Annotated in this window: 13 protein-coding genes; 3 read left to right on the forward strand and 10 right to left on the reverse strand. The window is 58.2% G+C overall.

Translation table 11 applies throughout. The features are described from left to right. Positions 1–4: 4 nt before the first annotated feature. Genes AB1A64_RS18525 through nth form a run of 3 tightly spaced genes read right to left on the reverse strand, consistent with a single transcriptional unit; the run spans position 5 to position 2,515 of the window. Entirely contained in the window at positions 5–856 is an 852-nt protein-coding gene (locus AB1A64_RS18525; RefSeq protein ID WP_366553034.1) for a glycosyltransferase family 2 protein, read from the reverse strand. Between the two features lie 28 nt (positions 857–884). After that, entirely contained in the window at positions 885–1,874 is a 990-nt protein-coding gene (locus AB1A64_RS18530; RefSeq protein ID WP_366553036.1) for an adenosine kinase, read from the reverse strand. Then, the gene (gene nth / locus AB1A64_RS18535) at positions 1,871–2,515 is read right to left on the reverse strand and encodes an endonuclease III (RefSeq protein ID WP_366553148.1); all 645 of its coding nucleotides are present in this window, start codon (positions 2,513–2,515) and stop codon (positions 1,871–1,873) included. The genes AB1A64_RS18530 and nth overlap by 4 nt, the downstream gene beginning before the upstream one ends. A 118-nt stretch (positions 2,516–2,633) precedes the next feature. Between nth and AB1A64_RS18540 the strand changes: the two genes are divergently transcribed. Further along, positions 2,634–3,485: a bifunctional helix-turn-helix domain-containing protein/methylated-DNA--[protein]-cysteine S-methyltransferase gene (locus tag AB1A64_RS18540; RefSeq protein ID WP_366553038.1), complete on the forward strand. Its 852-nt coding sequence runs from the start codon at positions 2,634–2,636 to the stop codon at positions 3,483–3,485. A gap of 53 nt (positions 3,486–3,538) precedes the next feature. Here AB1A64_RS18540 and AB1A64_RS18545 read toward each other — a convergent pair whose 3' ends face one another. Then, complete coding sequence (locus AB1A64_RS18545) at positions 3,539–4,978, reverse strand: aldehyde dehydrogenase family protein (protein ID WP_366553040.1); 1,440 nt, start codon at positions 4,976–4,978, stop codon at positions 3,539–3,541. A 183-nt stretch (positions 4,979–5,161) separates the two neighbouring features. Between AB1A64_RS18545 and AB1A64_RS18550 the strand changes: the two genes are divergently transcribed. Further along, positions 5,162–5,812, forward strand: coding sequence for a peroxiredoxin (locus tag AB1A64_RS18550; protein ID WP_366553042.1), 651 nt, complete (start codon positions 5,162–5,164; stop codon positions 5,810–5,812). A 72-nt stretch (positions 5,813–5,884) separates the two neighbouring features. Here AB1A64_RS18550 and AB1A64_RS18555 read toward each other — a convergent pair whose 3' ends face one another. The 4 genes from AB1A64_RS18555 to AB1A64_RS18570 all read right to left on the reverse strand — a co-directional run bounded on the left by AB1A64_RS18555 (position 5,885) and on the right by AB1A64_RS18570 (position 8,332). Beyond that, a complete protein-coding gene (locus AB1A64_RS18555; RefSeq protein ID WP_366553044.1) occupies positions 5,885–6,616 on the reverse strand; it encodes a glycosyltransferase family 25 protein in 732 nt (243 codons plus the stop codon). A gap of 71 nt (positions 6,617–6,687) precedes the next feature. Continuing rightward, positions 6,688–7,377, reverse strand: a complete 690-nt coding sequence (locus AB1A64_RS18560; protein ID WP_366553046.1) for an outer membrane beta-barrel protein — start codon at positions 7,375–7,377, stop codon at positions 6,688–6,690. 131 nt (positions 7,378–7,508) lie between these two features. Further along, complete coding sequence (locus AB1A64_RS18565) at positions 7,509–8,036, reverse strand: LuxR C-terminal-related transcriptional regulator (protein WP_366553047.1); 528 nt, start codon at positions 8,034–8,036, stop codon at positions 7,509–7,511. A 23-nt stretch (positions 8,037–8,059) separates the two neighbouring features. Then, positions 8,060–8,332: a PepSY domain-containing protein gene (locus AB1A64_RS18570; RefSeq protein ID WP_366553049.1), complete on the reverse strand. Its 273-nt coding sequence runs from the start codon at positions 8,330–8,332 to the stop codon at positions 8,060–8,062. 251 nt (positions 8,333–8,583) lie between these two features. On the opposite strand from AB1A64_RS18570, the gene AB1A64_RS18575 reads away from it, so the two are divergent. Further along, entirely contained in the window at positions 8,584–9,219 is a 636-nt protein-coding gene (locus tag AB1A64_RS18575; protein WP_366553051.1) for a DUF1326 domain-containing protein, read from the forward strand. A gap of 52 nt (positions 9,220–9,271) precedes the next feature. Here AB1A64_RS18575 and AB1A64_RS18580 read toward each other — a convergent pair whose 3' ends face one another. Continuing rightward, positions 9,272–9,610 carry an NIPSNAP family protein gene (locus AB1A64_RS18580; RefSeq protein ID WP_366553053.1) on the reverse strand — a complete coding sequence of 113 codons (339 nt, stop codon included), beginning with the start codon at positions 9,608–9,610 and terminating at the stop codon, positions 9,272–9,274. Positions 9,611–9,729: 119 nt separating this feature from the next. Then, positions 9,730–11,880, reverse strand: a complete 2,151-nt coding sequence (pnp, locus tag AB1A64_RS18585; RefSeq protein ID WP_366553055.1) for a polyribonucleotide nucleotidyltransferase — start codon at positions 11,878–11,880, stop codon at positions 9,730–9,732. Positions 11,881–12,140: the final 260 nt, after the last annotated feature.

Genomic DNA, 12,140 nt, shown 5'->3' on the forward strand with positions numbered 1-12,140 from the left:
CCGATCACACCTGGCCGAGAATACCCTGCGGGAGTTCCACGACGCGGTTCATGTCGGGTGTCGCAACGGGCACAAGGATACCGCGTCGATACCAGGCCGGTCTGTGGCGATTGCTTTGAACGTTCCGGACGTGACTTAGATGAGCATCGCTATCGTCGACCAGACCCAAAGCAATGTGGTCAAGAATGATCCGTTCCCACTTGTCCAGATTCTTCCACGAACGCGGCGCGTTCTTCATCATGATCTTTCGGTCACGATGGGCCTGATGCACCGCGTTCGAACACATCCGCATGTGCAGCAGATAAAGCCCTTCAGGCATGTTCACAGTGTAAGAAGATGAGTCCTGCGGGTTTATGTGAACTCCATGGTTTTCCAGCCGCATGCCATTTCGTACCGCAAACGCCTTGGAATACCTGGCCAGAACCAGACCATAGCGTCGTTGGGTGGTGATAGGGTCTGGCGTCAGTTCTTTTTCGCTTTCGTGCTGGAAAACCTCAAGGCCGAGGGCAAAGGCGAACGGAACCTCCTGACGCTGGAGGATCTCGGGCACGGTTCCATATGCCCTGTCCGCGACAATGAACTCATCCGAATCTGTCCGAATGACCCATTCATAGGAACTGGACAGGAATTGAACGAAGCGATGCAGCATTTCGAACCGCCACGTGTCGAAATTCGCGACCGGCTCCCTCGGGACAGTGATGCAGTTGCACCCTTGGGCAATCTCACGGTGCCGTGGGTCGGCACCATGAGAGACGATAAAAAGGTTTTCGCGGCCCAGCATGTCGCCGTAATAATCGCACCAGCGCGCCAGCATTTCATAGTCGCGGTACACCATCGTCAGCGCAGCTATTTTCATGCGATGCCCTCTGTCCGGCCCTGACCCTTTACAGCAAGCCTTCGGCGCGCAGCAGTTCCTGCATATTTGCTTCGGGCCTTGGGCCGATATGGCTGATCACTTCGCGGGCGCAGACATTGCCGATGCGGGCGCAGGTCTCATAATCGCGACCGGTGGCCATGCCATACAGGAACCCGGCGGCAAACTGGTCGCCCGCGCCGGTCGCGTCCACCGGCACCACCTTTTCCACCGAAACATCGGTGCGTTGGCCGTCATACAGAACCGTTACCCCGTCACCCGACCGGGTACACACGACCAGAGGGCAGATCGCGGCGGTCTTTGCCAGCGCCTCTTCCAGATCGTCGGTTTCGAACAGCGACTTGATCTCGGCCTCGTTGCCGATGACGAAATCCAACTCGTTCTCGATCAGCAGCAGGAAATCGACCCTGTGACGTTCCACGCAGAACGGGTCGGAAATGGCGATGCCCGCTTTGCCGCCGCCCTTGTGGCAGTTTCGCGCAGCCTCAAGAAACGCCGCCTTGCCCTTTTCCTTGTCGAACAGATACCCCTCAAGGAACATAAGCTGGCTGTTGCCCGCCACGTCAGCAGAGACGTCGGCCGAAGACAGCTCGGACGAAATCCCAAGATACGTGTTCATCGACCGTTCGCCATCGGGCGAGACAAAGATCATCGAGCGTGACGTTGGCAGTTCACCGCCAGGCACCGGCGGGTTGACGAAATCCACACCATCCTCGTTCATCGCATCCGCATAGAACCGGCCCAGCGCGTCATCATGCACCCGCCCGATAAACGCGGCATCCAGCCCCAGTGCGCCGGCCCCGGCGATGGTATTTGCAACAGACCCGCCCGGCGTCTGCACCCGACCTTCCATCGAGGCATAGAGCACCTCGCCCCGTTCCTGTTCGATCAGCTGCATGATGCCTTTTTCGATGCCCATCAGTTCCAGGAAACTGTCATCGGCCTGGGAAATCACGTCCACAACGGCATTGCCGATGCCAACAAGCTGGTAGGTTTTCATAGATTCTTGTCCTCAAATTCGCAGAGATCGCGGATGATACAGGTGCCGCACATGGGTTTGCGCGCCTTACAGTGATAGCGGCCATGCAGGATCAGCCAGTGATGCGCGTGCAGCTGGAAATCGGTTGGGATGTTATCCTCGATGGCACGCTCGACCGCGTCCACGTTTTTGCCGGGGCAGATGCCGCTGCGATTTCCGACGCGAAAGATATGGGTGTCCACCGCCTGTGCCGGATAGCGCCACCACATGTTCAGAACCACATTGGCCGTCTTGCGCCCCACCCCCGGCAGTGATTGCAAGGCCGCACGGGAATTGGGAACCTCGCCGCCATAGTCTTCAACCAGAATACGGCTGAGCTTGATGACGTTCTTGGCCTTTTGCCGGAACAGGCCGATGGTCTTGATATGTTCGATCAGGCCCTCTTCGCCAAGATCCAGCATCTTTTGCGGCGTGTCGGCAACCTTGAACAACGCGCGTGTGGCTTTGTTGACGCCCGCGTCCGTCGCCTGCGCAGACAGCGCCACAGCAACGACCAAGGTGTAGACGTTCACGTGCTCCAACTCGCCCTTGGGTTCGGGGTCGGCGTCGTGAAAACGCGTAAAGATCTCGCGGATCGTGTGATAATCGAGTTGTTTTGCCATCCGGGCCTTAATGCCGCCCGCTGGCCCGTGACACAAGCCCAAAGCCAATGCGCAAGTTCCGGGTCGCTTGGGCGTGGCCTGCGCGCTATGGTTTACCCCAGATAATGAGGTGAAAGACATGAACGTCCAGACTCCTGAAAGCGGCTATCACTACAACGTCATGCGGCGCGCGATCGAGTTGATTGATCAGGGCGGAGAGCCTCTCAGCCTGGATGAGCTGGCCTGCCAGATGGACATGAGCCCGGCGCATTTCCAGCGTCTGTTCTCGCGCTGGACCGGCGTGTCGCCGAAACGGTACCAGCAATACCTGACGCTGGGCCACGCCAAGGCGCTGTTGCGCGAACGGTTCACGACATTGGAAACCGCGCATAACGTCGGCCTGTCCGGTTCTGGCCGCTTGCATGATCTGTTCCTGAAATGGGAATCCATGAGCCCCGGCGAATACGCCCGCAAAGGCGCAGGTCTGACAATATATTGGGGCTGGTTCGAAAGCCCCTTTGGCCCGGCGCTGGTGATGGGCACCGACAAAGGCATTTGCGGCATGGCCTTCGGCGCCGAGACCGGTGAAGAAGACGCGATGGAGGATATGCTGTCGCGCTGGCCACAGGCGGACTTCGTCGAGGACCCTATGCGCCTGCGCCCCTGGGTGCTGAGCGCGTTTGGATCGGTCAGTGATCGGTTGGAGCCGACACCGCTCTACCTGATCGGCTCACCCCTGCAGATCAAAGTTTGGGAGGCTTTGATGCACATCCCATCAGGCCAGGTCACCACCTATTCCGAGATCGCGCAGCGGGTAGGGTCTCCGCAAGCGGTGCGTGCGGTTGGTACGGCGGTGGGGCGCAATCCAGTCAGCTGGCTGATCCCCTGCCACCGGGCGCTGCGGAAATCCGGCGGTTTGGGCGGCTACCATTGGGGCCTGCCGGTCAAACGCGCGATGCTGGCTTATGAGGCCGCGCAGGCGGATGCCTGAAAACAGAGCGAGGCACCGCAAGGTGCCTCACAATTGGATTATTCCAAGTCTGTTTACTCGGCTGCCCAGCCGCCGACGGATTTGACTTCCAAAAAGTCCTCTAGCCCCCAAACACCGCCTTCGCGCCCATTGCCGGATTGCTTCATCCCACCAAACGGTGATCCTGCGCTGCGCGACTGGCCATTCATTTCAACCATGCCCGACCGCAGCACCCGCGCCATGCGATTGGCGCGCGCGGCGTCCTGAGTCTGGACATAGTTTGTCAGACCATAAGGCGTGTCATTGGCGATCTCGACGGCCTCTTCTTCGGTGTCGAAGGGCATCATGGTCAAAACCGGGCCAAAGATTTCTTCACGCGCGATGGTCATCTGATTATTGGCGTCCGCAAAGACGGTGGGGCGGACGTAGTAGCCCTTGTTCAAACCCTCGGGCCGTCCGGTGCCGCCAGCAACCAGACGCGCACCTTCATCAATACCCTGCTGGATCAGGTCCTGAATCTTGGTCCATTGCACCTCGTTCACCACAGGGCCGATATGGCGACCTTCCTCAAGCGCGGGACCAACGGTGACTTTGTTGGCTACCTCTGCCGCAATCTCCACCGCCTGATCATAGATCGGGCGCTGGACCAGCATGCGGCTGGGCGCGTTGCAGCTTTGGCCGGTGTTGTTCATCATGTGCAGCACACCGCGTTTAACGGCCTTTTCATCGGCATCGGCAAAGATCACATTCGCGCCCTTGCCGCCCAGTTCCAGATGCACTTTCTTCAGCGTCTCAGCCGCGGCTTTGGAGATCGCCGTTCCGGCGCGGGTCGATCCGGTAAAGCTGACCATATCCACATCTGGGTGTGCCGAAAGTTGCGAGCCTACGCCCATCCCATCGCCGTTCACCAGGTTGAACACGCCGGGCGGGAATCCTGCGGCGTCCATCATCTCGGCAAAGATCATCGCGTTCAGCGGGCTTTGCTCGGACGGTTTCAGCACCATGGTACAGCCCGCAATTGCCGCCGCGCCGACCTTGAGCGTGATCTGGTTCATCGGCCAGTTCCACGGTGTGATCAGGGCCGCAACGCCGACTGCCTCGTGAATGATGCGGTCATTGGGGGCATGATCGCCCAGCGGGCGTTCGAATTGGAAATCCTTTGCAGCGCGGATGAAGTTCTTGAGGTGATAGATTCCCGCACCTGTCTGCGAACTGCGCGACATATCCAGTGGCGCGCCCATCTCAAGCGACATGGCCTGCGCCAGATCTTCCGAGCGGGTCTGGTAGACCTCAACGAGCTTCTCCATTAGTGCGATCCGTTCCGCAACAGGAGTGGCCATCCAGCTCGGCAGAGCCGCCTTGGCCGCAGCGACGGCGGCATCCGTATCGGCCTGCGCACCCAACGAGATCACCGCGCAGGGCTCCTCGTTCGAGGGGTTGATCACGTGAAAGTCATTGGCCGCTGCGGGGGCGACCCACTGACCGTTGATATAGAAATCGCGTTTTTCGATCATGGCGCATCCTCCTGTGCCAACAGCCCGAAGCCGGGAATCGCGGCCACTCTGTCACCGGGGCAAGGGCACGGCAAGGAAAAATTTGATCAAATTATTTGACGCCCTTATGTGGTTTAACAATTGCGCAAAGTGTTTAGGTTTACGGCAACCGACTCGGGTTTTTCACAATAAAGGAGATTCGCCATGGGTTTGCGCATCAATGATACGGTTCCGAACTTTACCGCAGAAACGGATCAGGGCACCATTCAGTTTCATGATTGGATCGGTGACAGCTGGGCCATCCTGTTCTCGCATCCCAAGGACTTCACCCCTGTCTGCACCACCGAGTTTTCGGCCGTGGCGCAACTGAATGACGAATGGGCGGCCCGCAATACCAAGGTTCTGGGCGTATCGGTCGACGGGGTCGAGGATCACAAGAAGTGGAAAGAAGACATCAAAGCCTATGGCAACGCCAACCCCGGTTTCCCGATCATCGCCGATGACGGGCTGGCCGTGTCCAAGGCCTTCGACATGCTGCCGGCCGAGGCGTATCTGCCCGATGGTCGCACGCCCGCAGACAGCGCCACGGTGCGCTCGGTCTTTATCATCGGGCCGGACAAGCAGCTGAAACTGTCGATGACCTATCCGATGACCGTGGGCCGGAACTTCGCCGAGATTCTGCGCGCGCTGGACGGGTTGCAGATGTCGGCCAAGGGCGTTGCGACGCCCGCCAACTGGGTGCCGGGTGAAGATGTGATCATTCCTCCTGCCGTCTCCAACGATGAAGCGAAAGAAAAGTTCGGCGAGTTCGAGACGATCTTTCCCTATCTGCGCAAGACCAAGGCGCCGTCGTAAGACGGGGCCGGGTCTGGGGGGGCTGTCTGCCCCCCATCGCGCCTTTTGGCGCGATTCCCCCCGAAGGTATTTTCAGCCAGATGAAGCAGGCGGGCGCTGCGGGTGAAGATGCAGCTTTGCCCGATAAGCGGCGCGTTTGAATTCGCGGGTCAGTTTATCCGACAGTGGCGGTTTGGTCTGGATGGTCGACCCACCGATTTCGCGCGCCACTTCCTGATTGCCGCTACCCAGCAGGGCGTGGATGGGTTGGCCCGTCAGCCAGTGCATTTGCATGAACGTATCTACTGGGCGGTCAATCTGTTCGGTGGCGGCCAGCAACCGTTTGGCTGCGTGCCGACCCACCATCTGACAGACACATTGCAACCCGATCACCTTGGGTAGGATCAGCCGCAAACCATTCTGTTCGGCCAGAGTCTGAACCGGGACCTCGCGCTGCTTTACCGGAATGCGGATATAGTGGTCGGGTGTGGCGATCGGGGCCAGAACCTTGAGCGTCTCGGCCATGCGGGCGGGGTCGATACGCAGGTCATCTTCGGTGATGATGGCCAGATCGATCTCTTCGTCGACCAGCTTGCGCCAGATGCGGCGATGACTTTCGAACACGCCGATTTCGGCCGGGCGCAGGGCAAAGGGGTAATGCGGGCGGTGCAGATTGCCGGGATGAAGCTGAACTCCGGCGATCTGGTCAGGATCACGGCCGTTCACGGCCTCGAACAGTTCGGCATTGGGCAGATCGGCGCACAGCTTGTCGGCATTGGGTCGCCGGGCGGGGCTAGAGGACATATGGATGATAAAAGATCGCATGATCCCGTGCATAGAACACGGGACCATGCGGGGGAAGAGGAACCGGATAGAAACTCTGCCCCCGTGCGCACTCAGAACCCGTAGCGCAGGCCGACATTGACGCTGAACGTGTCGATATCGTCTTCGACCGAGCCGGTAGAGGCCCCGTTGGGTGCCACGCGGTTGGTTGAGACGTCGAAGGCGCGAGAGTAGCGGGTATCGAGGGTCAATGCGGTGGTTTCGTTGACCTCATAGGCCACGCCGGCAATGACCTGGGCCGCAAAGTTCGTCTCACTGTCGTCCAGCCGGACGCCTGGCCCGTAAGAGATATCGATATCGGAATAGGTGACGCCCAGACCCAAGCCCACATAGGGTGTGAAAGCGCTGCTTTGCTTGATGTCGAACAGTACATTGCCAAACAGCGAGGTCTGCGTGATGTCGCCCGATGTATTGCCCTCATTTCCCGGTCCGTTGCCCGAGAAGTTGACGCCGTCCACGTCGTTGTCGCGGTAGGACAGTTCCAGTTCAACTCGGGTGCCGATCCGATCATTCGACCATTGTGGAATTTCTTTGCCGACGGCGATGCCCAGTCCATAGCCCGAGTCAAAATCGGTATCCACTGATTGCGGCGATCCGTTGACTTTGCCGCCAAAGTCGCTGTCTTGCAATTGGCTGTAGCCTGCGAAGCCTTGAATATAAAGGCCATCTGTCAGGCTTTGGGCAGCCAGTGCCGACGCGCTGACCGTCAGGGCCGCCGAGGCGAGAATGAGACGAGAAACCATAACCATGTCCTTTGTTCCGAATTGCGTACGAGGCACATGTGGGCAATTGAGACGCGAAAAGAAGACGCGGGACCTTCACGTTGAGTCACAGGTTCTTTGCACGGTGTGAGTGAATAAACCCGCCTTGAATTTCAGGCTTGATCTTTCCTGGGCTTGGCCGCTTTGGCCTCGTTCATCAGGGGGGCGGTCAAAAGCTCTTCGACAAAGAAACTGAGCAGTTGAAGCCGCCCCGTGACATCTGCCTTACGGTAGATCGCCGCGCTTTGTGCCTTGATCGTCCCTTCTTTGGTCTGCCTGAGTTCGGCGATTTCTGCGATGGACAGCCCTTTGATGGACAGCAACGCGACGTCACGCTCGGCGTCGCTGAGTTGCCATTCGCTGAACTGGTTGTCGATGATTTGGGCAAAGGCACCCTGCGCTACACCAAGCTGGCGCTGCATTTCGCGCACGCGTCGGTTTTGTGTGCGTATCAGGGTAATGGTTGCGGCCAATCCTCCCATCAGCGCCAGCGACAGGGCCAGTTCAAACCCGTGCAGATGGCGGAACCCGGCACTTTCGCCTCCGGTCCAATCCAGGATTGCGTCGGTCAAGAAAAAGGCGGCGCAGAGGGCCTGCACCACCAGAAGGAGCCAGAGTAAAGACGTCTGTGAGAGCTTCATGGCGCTCCTTTGATATCGCGCGGTCAGTCGTCGTCTTTTTCGATTTCGATGGCGGTCACCTCGCCATCCGTTTCGGTCAGGACCAGTTCAGTTTCCACGCCATCCTTGCTGAGTTCAACCTCGATCTCACCATCTTCGAATTCGATCTCTTCGATCTGGTACCCCTGCGCCTCAAGAGTCGACCGGATTTCGGCCTCGTTGGTTCCCAGTTTGTCGCCAAGCCCTACGTTGGCCAGCGCCAGGGCCGGTGCAACGGCGATCAAGCCGGTCAGTGTCAGCATTTTGAAGGTTTCCATATCGCATCTCCTTTTGTGTGTTGCGTCGATGCGATCGAACTGGGGATGGCCCCCAACTGCTGCGATTGGATTTTGGTTGAAACTGGTGTGTTTAAACCAAGGTTTATGCCGCAATTTCAACGAAACAGTGGCATTTAGGCCTTCCGGTTCTGAACGCAGCCAATTTGTGGTAGGGTGATGCCGGGGGAATAATCTACAGGCATGCGACCAACGACGTCGGGATTTCAGACTGTGCATAACAGGAGAAGACGATGGGTTTTACTGATTGGTACATTGAAGGCGATGCTTTTGGGAACTGTAATTGCGGGTATGCATGCCCTTGTCAGTTCGAAGAATTGCCGACCCACGGTCATTGCCGCGGGTTTGAAGTGTTGGAAGTATCAAAGGGGCATTTTGGCGACACGGATCTAAGTGGCACAAAGGCTGCTCTGATCTATGCTTGGCCGGGCCCCATTTTTGAGGGCGGCGGTGAGATGCAGGTGATCATCGACCCAAGCGCTTCGGACGCCCAACGCGCCGCATTGGAAAAGGTCTTTCATGGTGAAGAGACCGAGGAAATGGCAACCCATTGGCACGTCTTCCGTACGATGTGCGATAATGTTCACGACACCCTGTATGTGCCGATTGATTTCGAGATGGACATGGAGGGGCGTACAGCCCAGGTCACCATCGGGGACGTGCTGAAATCATCCGGCGAACCGATTCAGGCACCTCATGGCGGTGGCCCGCATCGCGTCCGGATCGACATTCCCGGAGGTATCGAATTCACCTTGGCTGAGATCGGCAGCGCATCGACCAAGGCGAATGCGGCGATCACGCTGGATCTGAACGACAGCTACGGTCAGTGGCATGTCATGAAGCACGGGCCAACAGGGATAGCGCACTGATTTTCGGACTGCGCTGCATTTGTCCAAAACACGAATTGCAGCGGGGTTCTCACTACATGTCGAGTGTCCGAGCGCCCTTGAAAGTTTCGAACCCGTTGGTTGTCTCGGTCAGTTCTGCCTCGTAGTGGGCAATCATTGACATTGCGATGGGCTCGATCTGCTCGTGCCAGACTGGCCCTTCGTAGAAATCATTCTTTATCCGCTCTCTTGCTTCCAAAGAGGGGAAAGCGCGCATCCAGTGTACTTTGTTGGCGTCCTCCAAATCTCGGAGCGGTCCGAAAACAAGCATGCCTGCTTCGCGCAGAGCAGAGCGGTTATGCTTTTCGAAGAACGCAATAAACTCTTCTCGGAGACCGGGTTTCAGCGTGTAGTGACGAATTTCCAGGATCATTGAATTGCCTCTCAGAACACCTCTTTGACTGTCGGCTTGGTTCGGAGGCGTTTCAATAGCAGCTCAAAAAAAACCCCGGCCGAAACCGGGGTCTTTCTTGTTCGAAATAGAAGGGCAGATTACTCTGCGCTTTCCTCTTTCTTTTCTTTTTTCTCGGGAACGATCTCTTCGCCGGTTTCCTGATCGACCACTTTCATCGACAGGCGGACCTTGCCGCGATCGTCAAAGCCCAGCAGCTTGACCTTTACTTCCTGACCTTCCTTCAGAACATCCGACGGATGGTTCAGGCGGCGGTTTTCGATCTGGGATACGTGGACCAGACCGTCGCGCTTGCCAAAGAAGTTCACGAAGGCACCGAAATCGACGATCTTCACGACCTTACCGGTGTAGACCTGACCTTCTTCCGGCTCAGCGACGATCGAGTGGATCATCTCATAAGCCTTCTTGATCGATTCACCGTCAGGCGAGGCGATCTTGATGACGCCGTCGTCGTTGATGTCGACCTTGGCACCCGACACTTCGACGATTTCGCGGATGACTTTACCGCCCGAACCGATCACTTCGCGGATCTTGTCGGTTGGGATGTTCATGGTCTCGATGCGCGGAGCGTGGACCGAGAACTCGTTGGTCTCGGACAGGGCTTTACCCATCTCGCCCAGGATGTGCATCCGGCCGTCCTTGGCTTGCGCCAGGGCTTTCTCCATGATCTCGGGTGTGATGCCCGCAACCTTGATGTCCATCTGCAACGAGGTGATGCCGTTTTCGGTACCCGCAACCTTGAAGTCCATGTCGCCCAGGTGATCTTCGTCACCCAGAATATCCGACAGGATCGCATAGTCGCCGTCATCTTCCAGGATCAGACCCATGGCCACACCGGCAACCGGTGCTTTCAGCGGAACACCCGCATCCATCATCGACAGCGAACCGCCGCAAACAGATGCCATCGAGCTGGAGCCGTTGGATTCAGTGATCTCCGACACGATGCGGATCGTGTAGGGGAAGTCGGTTGCCGCAGGCAGAACCGCCTGCAGGGCGCGCCATGCCAGCTTGCCGTGGCCGATTTCACGACGGCCCGGACCACCCACGCGGCCGACTTCACCAACCGAATACGGAGGGAAGTTATAGTGCAGCAGGAAGTTCGATTTGAAGTTGCCATGCAGCGCGTCGATGAACTGCTCATCGTCGCCGGTGCCCAGCGTGGTCACGGCCAGCGCCTGCGTTTCACCACGGGTGAACAGGGCAGAACCGTGTGTACGCGGCAGCATCGAGGTTTCAGCTACGATCGAGCGGATGTCGGTGGTCGAACGACCGTCGATCCGCTTGCCGCCTTTGACGACGTCGCCGCGCAGAATACCGGCTTCCAGCTTTTTCATTGCGGAGCCGAGGTTGCCGTCTTCCAGCTGTTCTTCGGTCAGTGCTTCCTTGATCGCTTCACGTGCAGCGGCAACAGCGGCGGTGCGCTCTTGCTTGTCGGTGATCGCGAAAGCTGCGCGCATCTGCTCTTCACCGGCGGCCTTAACCGCTGCGGACAGCTCAGAGTAATCCGGCGCCTGGAAGTCAAACGGCTCTTTCGCAGCTTCCTCAGCCAGCGAGATGATCAGGTCGATGACCGGCTGAATTTGCTCATGCGCAAAGTTCACCGCGCCCAGCATTTCGGCCTCGGACAGCTCGTAGGCTTCGGATTCCACCATCATCACGGCGTCTTTGGTGCCAGCAACAACAAGATCCAGACGCTGTTCGGGGTTCAGGCGCAGGTCCTGCATGTCGTCGACGGTCGGGTTCAGGACATATTCACCATCCTCAAATCCAACACGGGCACCGGCGATCGGGCCACGGAACGGCGCGCCGGAAATGGTCAGGGCAGCCGATGCCGCGATCATCGCAACGATGTCGGGATCGTTGACCAGATCGTGGCTGAGGACGGTACACATCACCAGAACTTCGTTCTTGAAGCCGTCAACAAACAGCGGGCGGATCGGACGGTCGATCAGACGCGCGGTCAGCGTCTCTTTCTCGGTCGGGCGCGCCTCGCGCTTGAAGAAGCCACCCGGAACCTTACCGGCGGCATAGTATTTTTCCTGATAATGCACGGTCAGCGGGAAAAAGTCCTGACCGGGTTTTTGAGCCCGCGCAAAGGTCACGTTTGCCATGACGCTGGTCTCGCCCAGCGTGGCAATCACGCTGCCGTCCGCCTGACGGGCAACCTTGCCGGTTTCCAGTGTAAGCGTCTCTTCGCCCCACTGCATAGATTTCTTTGTTACATCAAACATATGCGTATCCTAGATGGGAGCACTCCCGCCCCTGCGGGTCTCCCGTTTTGCATGGCGGCCCCATTGCCGCCGACCCAATTTTTACTTTCGTCTGAGTGCCGGGGTCAGGGCACAACGTCTCAGATATCGCGCGCATACATGAGAATGCGCCCAAAGGAAAGCGAAACCGAACCGGGTTGGCGGTCTGCCGCCCTGCTGAATTCGTGATGATCCCGGCATGGACCTGGGGTGGTACAGGCCGCTAAGGTACGGGGGCATTT

The sequence above is a fragment of the Ruegeria sp. ANG10 genome (genome assembly GCF_040705255.1).
Taxonomy (GTDB): domain Bacteria; phylum Pseudomonadota; class Alphaproteobacteria; order Rhodobacterales; family Rhodobacteraceae; genus Ruegeria.